Annotated in this window: 17 protein-coding genes; 10 read left to right on the top strand and 7 right to left on the bottom strand. The window is 71.4% G+C overall.

Annotated features, from left to right (window positions below; genetic code table 11):
* The first annotated feature begins 101 nt into the window (after positions 1–101).
* The 10 genes from AAT21_RS10225 (at position 102) to AAT21_RS10180 (ending at position 9,912) form a co-directional block, all read left to right on the top strand.
* The gene (locus AAT21_RS10225; RefSeq protein ID WP_030651035.1) at positions 102–605 is read left to right on the top strand and encodes an Lrp/AsnC family transcriptional regulator; all 504 of its coding nucleotides are present in this window, start codon (positions 102–104) and stop codon (positions 603–605) included.
* Positions 590–1,969 carry an aspartate aminotransferase family protein gene (locus AAT21_RS10220; protein WP_200904364.1) on the top strand — a complete coding sequence of 460 codons (1,380 nt, stop codon included), beginning with the start codon at positions 590–592 and terminating at the stop codon, positions 1,967–1,969. The genes AAT21_RS10225 and AAT21_RS10220 overlap by 16 nt, the downstream gene beginning before the upstream one ends.
* A gap of 185 nt (positions 1,970–2,154) precedes the next feature.
* Positions 2,155–2,910 (top strand): ABC transporter ATP-binding protein, encoded by a 756-nt coding sequence (locus AAT21_RS10215; RefSeq protein ID WP_046776342.1) that lies wholly within the window; start codon positions 2,155–2,157, stop codon positions 2,908–2,910.
* The gene (locus tag AAT21_RS10210) at positions 2,892–3,962 is read left to right on the top strand and encodes a hypothetical protein (protein ID WP_046776341.1); all 1,071 of its coding nucleotides are present in this window, start codon (positions 2,892–2,894) and stop codon (positions 3,960–3,962) included. Before AAT21_RS10215 ends, AAT21_RS10210 begins: the two co-directional genes overlap by 19 nt.
* Positions 3,963–3,988: 26 nt before the next feature.
* The gene (locus tag AAT21_RS10205; protein ID WP_046776340.1) at positions 3,989–5,080 is read left to right on the top strand and encodes an LOG family protein; all 1,092 of its coding nucleotides are present in this window, start codon (positions 3,989–3,991) and stop codon (positions 5,078–5,080) included.
* 81 nt (positions 5,081–5,161) lie between these two features.
* The gene (locus AAT21_RS10200; RefSeq protein WP_046776339.1) at positions 5,162–6,067 is read left to right on the top strand and encodes a DMT family protein; all 906 of its coding nucleotides are present in this window, start codon (positions 5,162–5,164) and stop codon (positions 6,065–6,067) included.
* A gap of 121 nt (positions 6,068–6,188) precedes the next feature.
* Positions 6,189–6,824, top strand: a complete 636-nt coding sequence (locus AAT21_RS10195) for a hypothetical protein (protein WP_046776338.1) — start codon at positions 6,189–6,191, stop codon at positions 6,822–6,824.
* A gap of 134 nt (positions 6,825–6,958) precedes the next feature.
* A complete protein-coding gene (locus tag AAT21_RS10190) occupies positions 6,959–7,216 on the top strand; it encodes a ferredoxin (protein ID WP_046776337.1) in 258 nt (85 codons plus the stop codon).
* Positions 7,213–8,616: an NAD(P)/FAD-dependent oxidoreductase gene (locus tag AAT21_RS10185; protein WP_046776336.1), complete on the top strand. Its 1,404-nt coding sequence runs from the start codon at positions 7,213–7,215 to the stop codon at positions 8,614–8,616. The genes AAT21_RS10190 and AAT21_RS10185 overlap by 4 nt, the downstream gene beginning before the upstream one ends.
* Before the next feature lie 39 nt (positions 8,617–8,655).
* Entirely contained in the window at positions 8,656–9,912 is a 1,257-nt protein-coding gene (locus AAT21_RS10180) for a cytochrome P450 (protein WP_046776335.1), read from the top strand.
* Between the two features lie 4 nt (positions 9,913–9,916).
* On the opposite strand, the gene AAT21_RS10175 is transcribed toward AAT21_RS10180, so the two are convergent.
* From AAT21_RS10175 to pyrH, 7 genes are all read right to left on the bottom strand, one after another.
* Positions 9,917–10,966, bottom strand: a complete 1,050-nt coding sequence (locus AAT21_RS10175) for an ABC transporter ATP-binding protein (protein WP_200904363.1) — start codon at positions 10,964–10,966, stop codon at positions 9,917–9,919.
* Complete coding sequence (locus tag AAT21_RS10170; protein ID WP_046776334.1) at positions 10,966–12,582, bottom strand: ABC transporter permease; 1,617 nt, start codon at positions 12,580–12,582, stop codon at positions 10,966–10,968. Before AAT21_RS10170 ends, AAT21_RS10175 begins: the two co-directional genes overlap by 1 nt.
* Before the next feature lie 113 nt (positions 12,583–12,695).
* Positions 12,696–13,796, bottom strand: a complete 1,101-nt coding sequence (locus AAT21_RS10165) for a thiamine ABC transporter substrate-binding protein (RefSeq protein WP_046776333.1) — start codon at positions 13,794–13,796, stop codon at positions 12,696–12,698.
* 252 nt (positions 13,797–14,048) lie between these two features.
* Positions 14,049–15,164 carry a dual-specificity RNA methyltransferase RlmN gene (gene rlmN, locus AAT21_RS10160; RefSeq protein WP_046776332.1) on the bottom strand — a complete coding sequence of 372 codons (1,116 nt, stop codon included), beginning with the start codon at positions 15,162–15,164 and terminating at the stop codon, positions 14,049–14,051.
* Between the two features lie 133 nt (positions 15,165–15,297).
* Entirely contained in the window at positions 15,298–16,374 is a 1,077-nt protein-coding gene (locus AAT21_RS10155) for a phosphatidate cytidylyltransferase (RefSeq protein ID WP_046776331.1), read from the bottom strand.
* A complete protein-coding gene (gene frr, locus AAT21_RS10150) occupies positions 16,374–16,931 on the bottom strand; it encodes a ribosome recycling factor (RefSeq protein WP_030028670.1) in 558 nt (185 codons plus the stop codon). Before frr ends, AAT21_RS10155 begins: the two co-directional genes overlap by 1 nt.
* A gap of 82 nt (positions 16,932–17,013) precedes the next feature.
* Positions 17,014–17,793 carry a UMP kinase gene (gene pyrH / locus AAT21_RS10145; RefSeq protein WP_046777219.1) on the bottom strand — a complete coding sequence of 260 codons (780 nt, stop codon included), beginning with the start codon at positions 17,791–17,793 and terminating at the stop codon, positions 17,014–17,016.
* Positions 17,794–17,833: the final 40 nt, after the last annotated feature.

The following is a 17,833-nucleotide window of genomic DNA, read 5'->3' as shown; positions in this document are numbered from 1 at the left end:
CTTTCGACAGGCCCGAAGGGCACCACCTACGAAATCAGTGCGATCCGAGTCGCCAAACAACGGATTTCATCGATTCCGTCTTGCGGAACAGACGACTCCTCGTGCACAGTGGGCTCGTGGTCAGTCGAAGCGCAGATTCCAGGAACAGACAACCGTCCCCTTCGGTCGATGCTGTGTCCCTGGCGATCATCGAGCAACTGCAGGAGGACGGTCGCCGTCCCTATGCATCGATCGGCAAGGCCGTCGGCCTGTCGGAGGCGGCTGTGCGCCAACGCGTGCAGAAGCTGCTCGACCAGGGCGTCATGCAGATCGTCGCCGTCACCGACCCGCTCACCGTGGGCCTGCGCCGTCAGGCCATGGTCGGCATCAACGTCGAGGGAGACCTCGACCCGGTGGCGGACGCACTGACCGCGATGGCCGAGTGCGAGTACGTGGTGATGACCGCCGGCTCGTTCGACCTGATGGTGGAAATCGTCTGCGAGGACGACGACCACCTGCTGGAAACGATCAACAAGAAGATCCGCACGCTCCCCGGCGTGCGATCTACCGAAAGCTTCGTTTACCTGAAGCTGAAGAAGCAGACCTACATGTGGGGAACCCGATAACCGTGACCCAGGACCTCTCCAAGACCGCGTACGACCACTTGTGGATGCACTTCACCCGCATGTCGTCCTACGAGAACTCCCCCGTCCCCACCATCGTCCGCGGTGAGGGTACGTACATCTTCGACGACAAGGGCAAGCGCTACCTCGACGGTCTCGCCGGCCTGTTCGTGGTCAACGCCGGTCACGGCCGAAAGGAACTGGCCGAGGTCGCCTACAAGCAGGCGCAGGAGCTGGCCTTCTTCCCCGTCTGGTCCTACGCCCACCCGATGGCGGTGGAGCTCGCCGAGCGCCTGGCGAACTACGCCCCGGGCGACCTGAACAAGGTCTTCTTCACCACCGGCGGCGGCGAGGCCGTCGAGACCGCCTGGAAGCTCGCCAAGCAGTTCTACAAGCTGCAGGGCAAGCCCACGAAGTACAAGGTCATCTCGCGTGCGGTCGCCTACCACGGCACCCCGCAGGGCGCCCTGTCCATCACGGGCCTGCCGGCCCTCAAGGCTCCCTTCGAGCCGCTGGTGCCCGGCGCGCACAAGGTGCCGAACACCAACATCTACCGCGCCCCGATCTACGGCGACGACCCCGAGGCCTTCGGCCGCTGGTGCGCCGACCAGATCGAGCAGCAGATCCTCTTCGAGGGCGCCGACACCGTCGCCGCCGTCTTCCTGGAGCCCGTGCAGAACGCCGGTGGCTGCTTCCCGCCGCCGCCCGGCTACTTCCAGCGGGTCCGCGAGATCTGCGACGAGTACGACGTGCTCCTCGTCTCCGACGAGACCATCTGCGCCTTCGGCCGCCTCGGCACGATGTTCGCCTGTGACAAGTTCGGCTACGTGCCGGACATGATCACCTGCGCCAAGGGCATGACCTCGGGCTACTCCCCGATCGGCGCCTGCATCGTCTCGGACCGCCTCGCGGAGCCGTTCTACAAGGGCGACAACACCTTCCTGCACGGCTACACCTTCGGCGGACACCCCGTGTCCTCCGCGGTGGCCCTCGCCAATCTCGACATCTTCGACAAGGAGGGCCTCAACCAGCACGTGCTGGACAACGAGGGCGCCTTCCTCCAGACGCTGCAGAAGCTCCACGACCTGCCGATCGTCGGCGACGTCCGCGGAAACGGCTACTTCTACGGCATCGAGCTCGTCAAGGACAAGGTCACCAAGGAGTCCTTCACGGACGAGGAGACCGAGCGCGTGCTCTACGGCTTCCTCTCCAAGGCGCTCTTCGAGAACGGCCTGTACTGCCGGGCCGACGACCGCGGCGACCCGGTCATCCAGCTCGCGCCGCCGCTGACCGCGGACCAGGGCACCTTCGACGAGATCGAGGGCATCCTGCGCTCCGTGCTCACCGAGGCGTGGACCAAGCTGTGACCGGGCTGTAAACGGTCCGCGGCTGCAATCGTCCGAACACACGGCCCGGATCCTCCGTTCGAGTGAGAACGCGGGGGTCCGGGCCGTGTGCTGTCGGCATCCAAGCGGTTCATCTCTTTACATCTCAGTGCGGCGCCAGTGACCGGAAGGGCTCCGTTTCGTTCCCTCGGACGGAGGTGTACGCCATGGTGGTCCCACCGGAGAATGCCCCGCCGGACAACGACGTGCTCTGGGCGCGGTCCCTTCACTACGCGCACGACGGTGCCCCCGCCCTCGTCGACGTCTCCCTCGGAGTCCGCCAGGGCGAGATCCTGGCCCTGACCGGGCCCCGCGGCAGCGGCAAGACCACCCTGCTCCGCTGCCTGTCCGGGCAGCTGCGCCCCACCGAGGGCGAGGTCTGGTTCAACAGCGTCCCCGTGCACACCATGGGCGACCTGTCCCGCGAGCGGCTGCGCCGCGACCGCTTCGGCTGGATCGGCCCCGAACCGCAGCTGCTGCCCGAGCTGAAGGCCTGGGAGAACGCCGCGCTGCCGCTGCTCCTCGCCGGCGCCTCCCACCGCGCCGCCAAGCACGCCGCCTGCGAGTGGCTCGACCGCCTCGACATCGGCTCCTTCGCCCGCAAGCGCCCCGCGGCCCTGACCCGCGCCGAGTGCCAGCGCGTGGCCCTGGCCCGGGCCCTGGTCACCGTCCCCTCGGTGATCTACGCCGACGAGCCCACGGCCCCGCTGCACCGGGCCGACCGGGCCCTGCTGCTGCGGACGCTGACCACCGCGGCCCGCTCGCACGAGATCACCGTGCTGCTGGCCACCGACGACGAGGACTCCGCGGCCGTCGCGGACCGCCGCCTGACCCTCGTCGACGGCCGGCTCGCGGGGACCGGCGCCGTCTCCCCGCTCCCCGACACCCCGGAGGGCCAGGCCGCGTGCTCGCTCTCCGCCTAGGCCGCGGCTCCCGGCCCCTCGTCCAGATGCGGCGGCTGCTCGTCGCCGCCGCCTCGGCCGGGACCGGGTTCCTGCTGCTGTACGTACTCGCCGGAGCCGTTGCCCGGCCCGCCGGATCGTTCCCTCGCCTGCTGTGGGCCCTGGTCCCGCTGGCCGCGACGGTCCACTTCGCCGTCGCCGTCGCCCGCGCCGACCCCGCGACCCGACCCCGCGAGGGGCTGGACGCCGCCGGGCTGGGACCCGTACGCCTGGCCCTGGTCGCCGCGATCTCCACGGCCGTCGCCTGCACCCTGGGCAGCGCCCTGGCCCTGGCCGTCTTCCTCCACCTGCGCGGGGACCTCTCCGGCCTGCCGTTCGACGGCTCCGGCGCCCGGCTGCTCCACGCCGAGCAGCCGCTGCCCGTGGCGGCCGCCCTGACCCTGCTGGCGCTCGTACCGCTGACCGCGTCGGCCGCCACCGTCCTCGCGCTGCGTCCGCACCGACCGCTGGCTCCGCAGACCGCCCTGCCCTGGGGGATCTCGCTGACCGCCTGCGGGCTCGCCACCGAGGCCTACGCCGGCCGGGGCGGCGGGGTCCTCGCCGGCTGGACGCTGACCGCCGTCGGGCTCGCCCTCGCCGGACCGGGCCTGGCCTACGCCTGCGGGACCCTGGTCCAGGCCGTGCGCCCGGGCGCCCTGCGGCTGCTGGCCGGACGGTCCCTCCAGGCGCAGGCCTCCCGGATCGGGCCGTCGCTGGGCGTGCTGTGCTCCGTAGCCGCCGGGGCCCTGACCGCCCTGGCCCTGCGCGACCGGGGCGGGCTGCACGTACCGCTCGGTCCGCTGGCCTGGCCGGCCGCCGCCCTCGTGGCGCTGTGCGCCGCCGCGACCCTTCTCACATCCGCCGTGGAGAGCCGCCGCACCGGGGCCGCCGGCCGCGGGGCGATGCTCGATCTGGCCGCTCCCGCAAAGGTCCTGCGTACGGCGGCGGGTCTGCGGGCCACCGCGCTCGTGGCCGTGTGCGTACCGCTCAGCTGGGGTGTGGCACAGCTGACGTCGCTGGCGCTGACCCGCTGAGGTGCCCAGCCCTTAGGCTGGGCCGAATGGTCAACGCAGACATCGAGATCGAGACGCTCGCCGAATTCGACCACGTCGTGGCACGCGGCTCACTCAGCGGCTACCGGATCCAGTCGGTCAACCTGCTGGAGCGGACCTTCGCGCTGCTGGCCGCCGACACCTCGGCGGCCGTCTTCCTGGGCTGCGCGATGGAGCCCGATGCCTCGGCGAAGGTGCGTGCGGACGGCGCGCTGGTCTTCCCGCCCGTCCCCGACCTGCCCTTCAACCCCTACCGGGGGCTGCTCTACACGCCGGAGGAGCTCTTCGAGGGGCTGCCCGGCGGCTACGAGGCCACCTCGGACGCCGAGACGTACGACTGGTTCCGGGAGACCGCGGCCGACCGCGACGTCTTCTCCTCGATGCTGCGCTCCGTCCACGACGACACGATCTCCGACGCCCTCGACGAGCACCTCGCCACGGCCCGCGTGGTGGGCGTGATGGGCGGCCACGCCATGTCCCGGGGCAGCGCGGACTACCGCGGTGCGGCAGAACTCGGCCGGGCCCTGACCCGGTCCGGGCTGACCGTGGCCACAGGCGGCGGCCCCGGCGCGATGGAGGCCGCCAACCTCGGCGCCTACCTGGCGCCCGCCCCCGACGAGGCCCTCGCCGAGGCTCTGGAACTGCTGGCCAAGGCCCCGTCCTTCGAGCCGTCGGTGTCCGACTGGGCGCGCGCGGCCTTCGCCGTACGGGACCGCTGGCCCGGCGGCGGCGACTCCGTCGGCATCCCCACCTGGTTCTACGGTCACGAACCGCCGAACGCCTTCGCCGCGCACATCGCGAAGTACTTCGCCAACGCCACCCGGGAGGACGGGCTCCTGGCCCGGTCCACCGCGGGCGTGGTGTACCTGCCGGGCGCGGCCGGCACCGTGCAGGAGATATTCGACAACGCGACGCCCAACTACTACGGATCCCGGGGCGGGCCGGCGCCGATGGTCCTGGTCGGCCGCACCCACTGGACCGAGCACCTCCCGGCCTGGCCCCTGCTCACGGCGCTGGCCCGGGGCCGGGCGATGGAGTCGCGGATCGCGCTCGTCGACTCGGTGGACGAGGTCCCCGGCGTCCTCGCTTCGATGAGCTGACCTCCGGAGGCAACTTCCGGGCCGATTCCCACGTCTGGCAGAGGTACCGCAAAACCTGCCAGACGTGAACGGAGCCCATCGGTGCTCATAGGCCTGCTGACCGCTGTCGCGGCATCCATCTGCTACGGCACGGGATCCGTGCTGCAAGCCGTCGGATCGCGCCGCGCCGCCCGGATGTCCCCGGCGGCGGCCGGGGTGACCGCCCACGGCGGCCCCAACCTGGCGTCCACCGCGAAGGCGGCGATGACGTGGGAGTTCATCGTCGGCACGATCCTGGACTTCGTCGGCTTCGGGCTCGGCGCCCTGGCCGCCCGCCTCCTTCCCCTCTTCCTCTCCCAGACGGTCATCAGTGCCAACCTGGTGATCACGGCCGTGCTGAGTGTGAAGATGCTCGGCATCAGGCTGACCCGCAAGGAATGGGCCTCCATCGGTGTCGTCTGCACCGCGCTCGTCCTGCTGGCGACGGCGGCCGGCCACGAGGGCGGCCACCACGCGCCGATGTCCACCCACTGGTGGCTGCTGGGGATCACCGCGCTGCTCATGGTCGGCGGCACCGTGGCCGTCCGCCTCCTCGGCGGCGGGGCCGCGATCCTGGCGGGTCTGCTGTCCGGTCTGGGCTTCGGCGCGCTCGGCGTGGGCGTGCGGATCCTGAACGGTGTCGACCCGTTCGACCTCGGCACCCTGCTCACCGACCCGGCCCTCTACGCCATCCTGCTGGCCGGCTTCGGCGGTATGTACCTGCACACCGTCGCCCTGCAGATCGGCTCGGTCAACGGAGCCACCGCGGCCCTCGTCGTCGGCGAGACGGTGCTCCCCGGCGCGATCGGCGTGCTCTGGCTGGGCGACGCGTCCCGCCCGGGCCTTGCCTGGCTGGCGGTCCTCGGTTTCGTCATGGCGGTGACCGGCGCGGTGGCCGTCGCCTGGTACGGCAAGCACGAGGGCGCGGTGGAGGAGGCACCCGCGCCGGTACCCGAGCCGGTCGGCTGACGGTCCGGCCGGCCGGAGCCGGGCCGGGGCGTCCCGGCTCCCTCACCCGGTCGGCCGTCCCCCGCTGGTGACGCGGCGACGGCTGTCGCTTGCTGGACCGGGGGGAGAGAGCGAGGGGCCCATGGAGCCCACGACCGATCGGCTGAAGACACCCCGCGCCGCCGGTATGGCCGGAGTCGCCTTCGCCCTGCTGCTCGGTGCGGCGATCGTCCTGATGCGGATCTCCGTCCCGGCCGGTGAGGCCGCCGACGCGACCATCGACCAGGACCGCCGGTGGGCGGTCCAGCTGGCCCTGCAGATCGTGCCCTTCGCCGGGATCTTCTTCCTCTGGTTCATGGGCGCCCTGCGCGCGCACACCGGTGACGCCGAGGACCGGTTCGTCGCCACCGTGTTCCTCGGCAGCGGCTTCGTCTTCGTGGCCACCCTGTTCGGGGCCGCCGCGGCGGCCGGCACCGTACTGAACGAGCAGACCCCTTCCGGCTTCGGCCGCCACTACGCCTACACCCTGCTCGCGACGTACGCCATGCGCATGGCCGCGGTCTTCGTCCTCGCGACCTCGATGATCGGGCGGATGCTCGGCGTCTTCCCCCGGCCGCTGGCCGCGCTGGGCACCGTCGTAGGCCTGATCCTGATCGTGGTGGGCGCCGGTGTGCCCTGGTCCGAGCTGCTGTTCCCGGTCTGGGCCCTGGTGATCAGCCTCTACATCCTGCGTGTCCGGCGCAGGGCGGTGCCCACGGACCGCTCCGGCCCGCCCTGAACCCCTCCTGACCTGGCGGTCCATGCTCCGGCAGGCGGCCTCCGGGCAGCGCGTGCATGCTGGTGGACAGGGGAGGAACCGGGGGTACCCGGGGGGCGACGGGGATCAACAGCCGAGGGAAAGGCAGATCCGTCATGAGGCTTGTCGTCGACCTCAACCGCTGCCAGGGATACGCCCAGTGCGCTTTCCTCGCTCCCGACGTCTTCGCCATGCACGGCGACGAGTCGCTCCTCTACAACCCGGAGGCGGCTGCCGAGCAGCGCGAGGACGTCGTCCGTGCCGTGGCAGCCTGCCCCGTCGGCGCGATCCTCCTCGAACTCACCGACGAGGACATGGCAGACGTGGTGTCCCAGGGCGCCGCTGCCGGGGCCGGTTCCGGAGGCACCCGGTGACCGGTGAACGCACCCGCGACGGATCCCTGGAGCAGCTCAAGCGTGAAGGCCGCATCGTCGTCGTCGGCGCTTCGCTCGCGGGTCTGCGGGCCGCCGAGACCATGCGCGACAAGGGGTTCACCGGTTCGCTCACGATGATCGGCGACGAACCCTACGAGCCGTACGACCGGCCCCCGCTGTCCAAGCAGGTCCTCCTCGGCAACGCGGTGGCGGACCACACGGCGCTCCCCCGCCGCCGGGCGATCGACGCCGACTGGCGCCTCGGGGTCCCCGCGACGGGTCTGGACATGGCCGCCCGCACGGTCCGGCTCGGCAACGGCGACGAGGTCGAGTACGACCGGCTGCTGATCGCCACCGGCGTCCGGGCCCGGCCCTGGCCCAACCCGGAGGAGGCCGAGCTCGAAGGGGTCTTCGTACTGCGCACCCGCGACGACGGCGAAGGACTGCAACGCGCCCTCGCCGCCGGTCCCCGCCGGGTGCTCGTCATCGGAGCCGGGTTCACCGGGTCCGAGATCGCCTCCGCCTGCCGGGAACGCGGCCTGAACGTGACCGTCGCCGAGCGGGGCGAGGCTCCGCTGGTCGGCGCGCTCGGCGCAGTGATCGGCCGGGTCGCGGCCGAGATGCACCGGGAGCACGATGTCGACCTGCGCACCGGCGTCATGGTCACCGCCCTGGAGGGCGATCCGGCCGGCCGGGTCCGCGCCGCCCATCTCTCCGACGGCTCCAGCGTGGAGGCCGACGTGGTGGTGGTCTCCCTCGGCGCGCAGCGCAACACCGAGTGGCTCGCCGGCTCCGGACTGGGCGCCGGGCCCCGGGGCATCGCCTGCGACGCGGGCTGCCGGGCCTTCGACGTCCGGGGCATCGTCACCGACGACATCTTCGTGGCGGGTGACGTGGCCCGCTCCCCGCACGCCCTGTTCGGCTACCAGTTCCTGTCCCTGGAACACTGGGGCAACGCCGTCGCACAGGCCGACACCGCCGCGCACAACATGCTCAGCGAGAGCGCGGACCGCCGCCCCCACCTGTGGGTGCCGGCCTTCTGGTCCTCGCAGTTCGGCGTGAACATCAAGTCGGTCGGGGTGCCGCCGATGGGGACCGAGATCATCGTCACGCAGGGCTCGCTGTCCGAGCGCCGGTTCGCGGCCGTCTACGGCTACCAGGGGCGGGTGATCGCAGCGGTGACCTTCGACAACTGCCGGTGGCTGCCGTTCTACGAGCACCAGATCGAGAGCACCGCGCCCTTCCCGCCGCCGTACTCCACGGTGGACCGCAGGCCGGAGGGGAACAAGCCGGTGCCGGCGGACTTCCCCGACCCCTCGGTGCCGACCCACGGCCCGACCATCACCCTCAGCGGCTACTCGCCGGCCGACCGGAAGATGACCTTCACCCCCGGGCGCTGACCGCGCCGCGACCGCCCCCGAGGATCACGAGGACCCGTCATGACACAAGCCCTCCTGCGGGAGATCATCGACTACGCGAACCGGGCGAATCCGTACCCGCTGTACGAGGAGCTCCGCAAGACCCCGGTGTCCCACGACGGGACGGGCCCGTACGTCGTGAGCACGTACTACGAGATCCACAGCCTGCTGCACGATCCCCGGATCAGCTCCGACTCGCGCAACCTGAAGGCGACCGGCGACGATCCGCTGGGCGAGTCCGCCGACGACGAGGGGGCGGCCCTGCCGCCCTCCTTCCTCAAGCTCGACCCGCCGGACCACGACCGTCTGCGGCGCATGACGAACCGGCCGTTCGGGCCGCCGCACACTCCGCACCGGGTGCATGACATGCGCGACGAGCTCCACGGGCTGGTCGACGGGCTCATCGACGGCATCGCCACCTCCGGCGACCTCGACCGGGTCGACCTGGTCGACCAGTTCGCGTACCCGTTCCCGGTCACGGTGATCTGCCGGCTGCTCGGGGTGCCCCACGAGGACGAACCGCGCTTCCACGTCTGGGCGGAGACCCTCGCCGCCAGCCTGGACCCCGACCCGGACGCGGATCCCGCCCAGCGCGGCAAGGGCACCACGGACGCCCGTATGGAGCTGGGCATGTACCTGGCCGGCCTGATCGAGGAGCGGCGCAAGAACCCCGGTGACGACATGCTGTCCCAGCTGGCAACCGCGGACGGCCCGGACGGGGCGATGACCACCATGGAGGCGCTGAGCACCTCCGCACTGCTGCTGATCGCGGGCCACGAGACCACGGTCAACCTCATCACCAACGGCATGCTGACCCTGCTGCGTCACCCGGACGTCCTGCAGCGGCTGCGCGAGGAGCCCGGCCTGTCCGTCCCGATCGTGGAGGAGCTGCTGCGCTACGAGCCGCCCGTGCAGCTGCTGCCGCAGCGCACCACGCTCTCCGACATCGAGGTCGCGGGGGTCGCCATCCCCAAGGGCGCCTCCCTGTGGCTGGTTCTGGCCTCCGGGAACCGCGACCCGAAGCGGTTCGAGAACCCGGACCGCTTCGACCCGGACCGCAAGGACATCCAGCACCTCGGGCTCGGCAGCGGCATCCACAGCTGCTTCGGGGCACCGCTGGCCCGGCAGGAGGCGCAGCTGGCGCTGAGCGAGCTGGCCCGCCGGCTGGTGAACCCCCGGCTGCTGGAGGACCCGCCGCCGTATCGTCAGAACGCGGTGCTGCGCGGCCCCCGGCACCTGCCGATCGCCTGCGACGGGGTCCTGCCGAAGGCTGCCTAGGTGCCTAAGCTTGCGGTGGCAGGACCACGACCTCGGCGGGGCTGAAGGTCACGGCGACCTTCTCGCCGACGGCCGGAGCCCCCGCCAGGCCGCATTCGGCCTCCAGTACCGGGCCGTTCTCGGGGCGCAGGAGCAGGGCGACGTGCGTGCCGCGGAAGGTCCGGGACACCACCTCGCACGGCAGGCCGGTCTCGCAGAGCACGACTCCCGCCGGGCGGACCAGCAGCCGCTGCTCCCCCTCGGGGGAGCCGGCGGGGACCGGGACCCTGCCCCAGGCGGTGGCTGCGACCGGGCCCGCCACGGTCGCCGGGACCACGTTCTCGAAGCCGAGGAAGCGCGCCACGAACTCCGAGGCGGGCCGCTGCCACACCTCCAGCGGGGTTCCGGCCTGCGCGATCCGGCCGTCGCGCATCACCACGACCCGGTCGGCCAGTGCGAAGGCCTCCCCCTGGTCGTGCGTGACGGCCAGGACCGTCGTCCCCAGCCGCGAGAACAGCCCGCGCAGTTCGACGACGAGCCGCTCCCGCAGCCCGCGGTCCAGCTGTCCGAGCGGTTCGTCGAGCATCAGCAGCCGCGGCGAGGGCGCCAGCGCCCGGGCCAGCGCCACCCGCTGCTGCTCGCCCCCGGACAGGGAGGCCACGGCGCGGCCCTGCGCCCCGGGGAGCCCGACCAGTTCGAGGAGCTCGGCGACCCGGTCGGCGTACGATCCGCGCCGCGCGCCGAGCACCGCGCCGCGGCCGCCGCCGCGCATCCGGAGCCCGAAGGAGACGTTCGCGCCGACGTCGCGGTGCGGGAAGAGCTGGTGGTCCTGGAACATCAGGCCCACACCCCGCCGGTGCACGGGGACGGCGGCCTGGTCGGCGCCGTCCAGCAGCACCCGCCCGCCGGACACCTGCTGGAGCCCCGCGACGACCCGCAGCAGCGTGGACTTGCCGCTGCCGCTCGGGCCCAGGACGCAGACGGTCTCGTGCTCGGCCACCGCCAGGTCGACGGAGTCGACGACCGCGCGCTCGCCGAAGCGGACCGACACCCCTTCCAGCTGAAGCAGTGTCATCAGAACTCTCCGGAGGTCTTGTCGGGCCGCAGTCGCTCCAGCAGCAGCAGGGACACCGCGCACACCAGCATCAGGATCGTGCTCAGGGCCATCGCCTGCCCGTAGTTCAGCTCGCCGGCCCGCCCCAGCAGCCGCGCCACGGCCACCGGGAGCGTCGGCCGGTCCGGCCGCGCGATGAAGACGGTCGCGCCGAACTCGCCGAGCGACACGGCGAAGGCGAACCCGGCCGCGATCAGCAGCGCCCGCCGCACCAGCGGCAGGTCCACCTCCCGCCAGGCGCGCAGCGGTGACGCGCCGAGCACGGCGGCCGCCTCCCGCAGCCTCCCGTCCACCGCGCGCAGCACCGGCAGCATGGTCCGAACGACGAAGGGCACGCCCACCAGGGCCTGGGCCAGCGGCACCAGGATCCACGAGGTCCGCAGGTCCAGCGGCGGCTCGTCCAGGGTGATCAGGAAGCCGAAGCCGACCGTCACGGCGGACACCCCCAGCGGGAGCATCAGCATCGCGTCGAAGCCGCGGACGAAGCGGCCCCCGCGCCGGGTCAGCGCCGCGGCCGCGAGTCCCCCGATGAGCAGGGCGATCGCAGTGGCGGCGAGCGCGTACTGCAAGGAGTTCCAGATCGCCTCCACCGGCGGCACCAGGAAGGTCCCGCCGCCGGTGCCGGCGTCCTGCAGGGCCCGGTAGAAGCCGAGGCCGTAGCCGCCGGGGGCGTCGAAGGACCGCTCGACGAGCACGGCCAGCGGCGCCACGATCAGCAGCCCGATGGTCAGCAGGACCGCGCCCAGCAGGGTGCGCTGCGCCCAGCCGCGCGGCCGGTGCGTGGTGCGGCCCGGGTCGACGAGGTGCAGTGCGGTCTCGCGCCGGCGGACGGTCCAGGCGTGCAGGGCGAGGATCGCGCCGATCGCGGCGAACTGCACCATCGTCAGCACGGCGGCCGTGGACAGGTCCAGGAGCTGCGCGGTCTGCCGGTAGACCTCCACCTCCAGGGTGGAGTAGGCCGGTCCGCCCAGGATCAGTACGACGCCGAAGGAGCTGAAGGTGAAGAGGAACACCATCAGGGAGGCCGCGGCGACGGCCGGGGCCAGGGCGGGCAGCGTCACCCGCCGCCAGGCGGCGAACCGGCCGGCACCCAGCACCCGCGCGGCTTCCTCCTGGCGCGGGTCGAGCTGGGCCCACAGCCCGCCGACCGTGCGGACGATGACGGCGTAGTTGAAGAAGACGTGGGCCAGCAGGATCGCCCAGACGGTGGTGTCCAGCCGGACGCCGGCCCGTTCGTCCAGCAGTCCGCCGCGCCCGAGCAGGGCGAGGAAAGCGGTGCCGACGACCACGGTCGGGAGCACGAAGGGGACGGTCACCACGGCCCGCAGCAGCTGCTTGCCGGGGAACTCGAAGCGTGCGAAGACGTAGGCGCCGGGGAGCGCGATCAGCAGCGTGAGCACGGTGGAGGCGAGCGCCTGCCAGGTGGTGAACCACAGCACGTCGGCGATGTCGGGCCGGGCCAGGACCTCGCCGAACCGGCCGAACTGCCAGCCGGTGTCGGTCTTGAGGCCGCGGCCGACGATCGCGGTGACGGGGTAGGCGAAGAACAGCCCGAAGAAGGCGAGGGGGACGGCCATCAGGGCGAGGCGGACGGCGGTGGCGCGCCCGCTCTCGCCCTGTCCGGACGTCCTCCCCGGTCCGGGGACCGGGGCGGCGTCGTGCGACGCCGCGCCCGGCTCCTTCGTACCGCTTACTTCACGACGAGCGCGGTCCATGCCTTGACCCACTGCTCACGGTTCTTGGCGATGGTCTCCGGCGCGACGTTCTCGGGCTTCTCGACCACCACTCCGTGCTTGGTGAACAGCTCCGGCAGCGCGGCGTCCTTGGTCACGGGGTTCACGAACATCTGGAGGGGCATGTCCTCCTGGAACTTCTTGCTGATCATGAAGTCCACGAGGGCCTTGCCGCCGTCCTCGTTCTTCGCGCCCTTCAGCAGGCCCGCGAACTCGACCTGGCGGAAGCAGGTGCCGGTGGAGACGCCCGTCGGGGCCTCGGCCGGCTGCGGCTCGCCGTAGAGGACCTCGACCGGCGGGCTGGAGGCATAGGAGACGACCAGCGGGCGGTCGCCCTTGGCCTTCTTGCCGCCGGCGGAGCCGGAGAAGCGCTCGTTGTAGGCCTGCTCCCAGCCGTCGACGACCTCGACGCCGTTGGCCTTCAGCTTGCTCCAGTAGTCCTTCCAGCCCTCCTCGCCGTACTTGCCGACGGAAGCGAGCATGAAGCCGAGGCCGGGAGAGGAGGTCGCGGCGTTCTCGACCACCAGCAGGTTCTTGTACTCGGGCTTGACCAGGTCGTCCAGCGTCTGCGGCGGGGCGATCTTCTTGTCCGCGAAGTAGGCCTTGTCGTAGTTGACGCAGATGTCGCCGGAGTCGACCGGGGTGACCCGGTGCTCCTGGTCGAGCACGTACTCGGGCTTCACGCCGCCCAGGCCCTTGGCCTCGTACGGGGTGAAGATGCCGTTGTCGAGGGCGCGGGAGAGCAGGGTGTTGTCGACGCCGAAGAAGACGTCACCGCGGGGGGAGCCCTTGGTGAGGATCTCCTGGTTCAGGGCGGCGCCCGCGTCACCGGACTTCAGCACCTTGACGGTGTAGCCGCTCTGCTGCTCGAACTCCTTGAGGATCGCGTCGGTCACGTTGAAGGAGTCGTGGGAGACGAGCGTGACCGTCTTGGACTTCGGGGCGTCGCTGGTGCCCGCGGTCTTGTCCTTGGCGTCGCCGCCGCCGCAGGCGCTGAGCGTGGTGACGCCCAGCGCGGCCGCGAGCGCGGCGCCCGCGATCTTCTTTGTGGTGCTCACTGGTGATTCCTCCTGGGATGACCAGGAGAAGACGCGGCCCTGCCCGGCGCTCTGTGGGAGCGGACGCCGGGCAGGGCGCAACAGCTTGAGTGGTGACCGAACTTCCTACCCCGAATGACCGGGGCGAGGTTCAGAGGGTCTGCGGATGACGGATACCGCACTCTCAGCGCTGTGGCGCTCCCCTGTCGGAATATGCAATTGGTTCGGCCACAGGGTACCCCGTGGCCGAATGAGGCCGGCCGGAAGCGGAAGCTAGCGCTCCGAGGCCGCGAGCTGGCCGCACGCGCCGTCGATCTCCTGGCCGCGGGTATCCCGTACGGTCACGGGCACACCGTGGCGGGCGATCGCCTCGACGAAGGCCTTCTCGTCCTCGGGCCGCGAGGCGGTCCACTTCGAGCCGGGCGTCGGGTTCAGCGGGATCAGGTTGACGTGTACGCGCTTGCCCTTGAGCAGCCGGCCCAGGAGGTCGCCCCGCCAGGCCTGGTCGTTGATGTCGCGGATCAGGGCGTACTCGATCGAGACGCGTCGGCCGGACTTCTCGGCGTACTCCCAGGCGGCGTCGAGGACCTCGCGGACCTTCCAGCGGGTGTTCACCGGGACCAGGGTGTCGCGCAGTTCGTCGTCCGGGGCGTGCAGCGAGACGGCGAGACGGCACTTGAAGCCCTCGTCGGCGAAGCGCAGCATGGCCGGGACCAGGCCGACGGTGGAGACGGTGATGCCGCGCTGGGACAGGCCCAGGCCGTCGGGCTCCGGGTCGGTGAGCCGGCGGATGGCGCCGACGACGCGGTTGTAGTTGGCGAGCGGCTCGCCCATGCCCATGAAGACGATGTTCGACAGCCGTGCCGGACCACCGGGGACCTCGCCGTCGCGCAGGGCTCGCATGCCGTCGACGATCTGGTGCACGATCTCGGCGGTGGAGAGGTTGCGGTCGAGACCCGCCTGGCCGGTGGCGCAGAACGGGCAGTTCATGCCGCAGCCGGCCTGCGAGGAGATGCACATGGTGACCCGGTCGGGGTAGCGCATCAGCACGGACTCGACCAGCGTGCCGTCGTGCAGCTTCCACAGGGTCTTGCGTGTGGTGTCGTTGTCGCAGCTGATGTGCCGGATGACGTTCATCAGGTCCGGCAGGAGCTCCTGCTGGAGCTTCTCGCGGGAGCCCGCGGGGATGTCCGACCACTGCGCCGGGTCGTGCGCGTAGCGGGCGAAGTAGTGCTGGGAGAGCTGCTTGGCCCGGAAGGGCTTCTCACCGATCGCGGCGACCGCTTCGCGGCGCTCGGCCGGGGTCATGTCGGCGAGGTGCCGGGGCGGCTTCTTGGCCCCGCGGGGAGCGACGAAGGTGAGCTCACCCGGAGCGGGACGGGGGGCCATGAGGTACTCCTCAGTACGACGAGGTGGGGGTCACCCCGCGCGTGCAGGGCCGGTCCGCGGCTGAAGCCGCTGGACGGAAAAGGCGCGCCGCGTACCCGCGGCGCGCCCTCCAGGATAACCCGACCGGGACCGGTCAGCCGGTGCCGACGAAGGCAGCCAGCAGCAGCCACACCACCGGAGCGGTGGGCAGCAGCGAGTCCAGCCGGTCCATGATGCCGCCGTGCCCCGGCAGCAGGGTGCCCATGTCCTTGATGCCCAGGTCCCGCTTGATCATCGACTCGCCCAGGTCGCCCAGGGTGGCGCTGACCGCGACCGCGAGGCCCAGCAGCAGGCCCTGCCACCAGGCACCGCCGTCGATCAGGAACTCCATGCAGAGCGCGCCGGCGACCATGGCGAAGGCCACCGCGCCGAAGAGGCCCTCGCGGGTCTTGCCGGGGCTGATGCGCGGTGCGAGCTTGGTCTTCCCGAAGCGCCAGCCGACCGCGTAGGCCCCGGTGTCGCTGACCACGGTCAGGAGCAGGAAGGTGATCACGCGCTGCGGCCCGTCGTCGGGGGTGAGCAGCATCGCGACGAAGGTGGCCAGGAAAGGCACGTAGAACGCCGCGAAGGCACCCGCCGTGACGTCCTTGAGATAGTCCTCGGGCGGCTCGGTCATCCGCCACACCAGGACGGCCAGCACGGTCAGTGCCATGGCCACCCAGGCGCCCTCGGCCCCCCGGACGTATCCGGCGATGACCATGGCCGCGCCACCGACCGCGAGCGGGACCAGAGGGGCCTTGATGCCCTTCTTCTCCTGCAGCCGGGAGGTGAGCTCCCACAGGCCGACGACGACCGCGACGACGACGACGCCGACGAAGACCGCCTTGACGATCAGGAGCGAGGCGAAGATCACCGCGCCGAGACCGACGCCGACCCCTATCGCGGCGCGCAGGTCCCGCCCCGCGCGCTTCTTCGGCGGCGGAGGGGAGGAGTCCTGCGGGTGCTCTGCATGCGGAGGCGGGGGGCTGGGCATGGGCTCCTGCGGCGGCGTATCGGCGCGGAAGGGGGAGCCGCCGTGCGAGGCGGCCCCCCGATCGCGTGCTTCCCGGTCGTCGAAGTCACGGCCGGCGGCATCGGGCACGATGGGCATGGGCCGAGTGTGCGGGCCCACCTGCGCATCGTATGCGGGACCCGCCGGAACCGGCTCCGGCTGCCAGGAAGAGTCGTTCATCAGACTTCGAGGAGCTCGGCTTCCTTGTGCTTGAGGAGCTCGTCCACCTGCGCGACGTACTTCGCGGTGGTGTCGTCGAGCTCCTTCTCCGCGCGACGGACCTCGTCCTCGCCCGCTTCCTTGTCCTTGACGAGCTTGTCGAGGGCGTCCTTGGCCTTGCGGCGGACGGAGCGGATGGAGACCTTGGAGTCCTCGGCCTTGTTCTTGGCGACCTTGATGTACTCCTTGCGGCGCTCCCCGGTCAGCTCGGGGAAGGTCACGCGGATGATGCGGCCGTCGTTGCTCGGGTTGACACCGAGGTCGGAGTCGCGGATGGCCTGCTCGATGTTGCGCAGCGCGGACGCGTCGAACGGCGTCACGATGGCCATGCGCGGCTCGGGGACCGCGAAGGAGGCGAGCTGGTTGATGGGCGTGATGGCGCCGTAGTAGTCGGCGACGATCTTGTTGAACATCGCCGGGTGCGCACGGCCGGTGCGGATCGCGGCGAAGTCCTCCTTCGCGACGACGACGGCCTTCTCCATCTTCTCCTCGGCCTCGAGGAGGATTTCTTCGATCACCACGTGCTCCTGCATGTCTTGAATGGATGGTTCAGGCGGGCGGGCGGGCCGGTCCGGGGCGCCCGGACCGGCAGCGAACTGCTCAGGCCCGGGTTTCCTCGTCGCTGACCAGCGTGCCGATCTTCTCACCCTTGACGGCACGGGCGATATTGCCCTCGGCGAGCAGCTCGAAGACGAGGATCGGCAGCTTGTTGTCGCGGCAGAGGGTGATCGCCGTGGCGTCGGCGACCTTGAGGTCGCGCGAGAGCACCTCGCCGTACTCCAGCGCGTCGAACTTCACCGCGTCCGGGTTCTTCTTCGGGTCGGAGTCGTAGACCCCGTCGACACCGTTCTTGCCCATGAGGAGGGCCTCGGCGTCGATCTCCAGGGCGCGCTGGGCGGCCGTGGTGTCGGTGGAGAAGTAGGGCATGCCCATGCCCGCGCCGAAGATGACGACGCGGCCCTTCTCCAGGTGGCGCACGGCGCGCAGCGGGATGTACGGCTCCGCGACCTGACCCATGGTGATGGCCGTCTGCACGCGGGAGTCGATGCCCTCCTTCTCCAGGAAGTCCTGGAGGGCGAGGCAGTTCATGACCGTGCCGAGCATGCCCATGTAGTCGGACCGTGCCCGGTCCATGCCGCGCTGCTGGAGCTCGGCGCCGCGGAAGAAGTTGCCGCCGCCGATCACGACGGCGATCTCCGCGCCGTCGCGGACCACCGCGGCGATCTCTCGCGCGATGGCGTGGACGACGTCGGGGTCGACGCCCAGTCCTCCGCCACCGGAGAAGGCCTCGCCCGACAGCTTCAGCATGAAGCGGCGGCCCTTCTTGAACTGGTCGCTCTTGTCGTCGGATGAGGTGTGGGGGTCCACGCCCTGATTCATGGAGATCTCCTCGTGCACATACGAAGAAGGCCATTGCCGG

The organism is Streptomyces yangpuensis, from assembly GCF_001005295.1.
In the GTDB taxonomy this organism is placed as follows: Bacteria; Actinomycetota; Actinomycetes; order Streptomycetales; family Streptomycetaceae; genus Streptomyces; species Streptomyces yangpuensis.
Note: the sequence above shows the minus strand (reverse complement) of the source record. Positions and strands in the feature narration are given on the sequence as shown.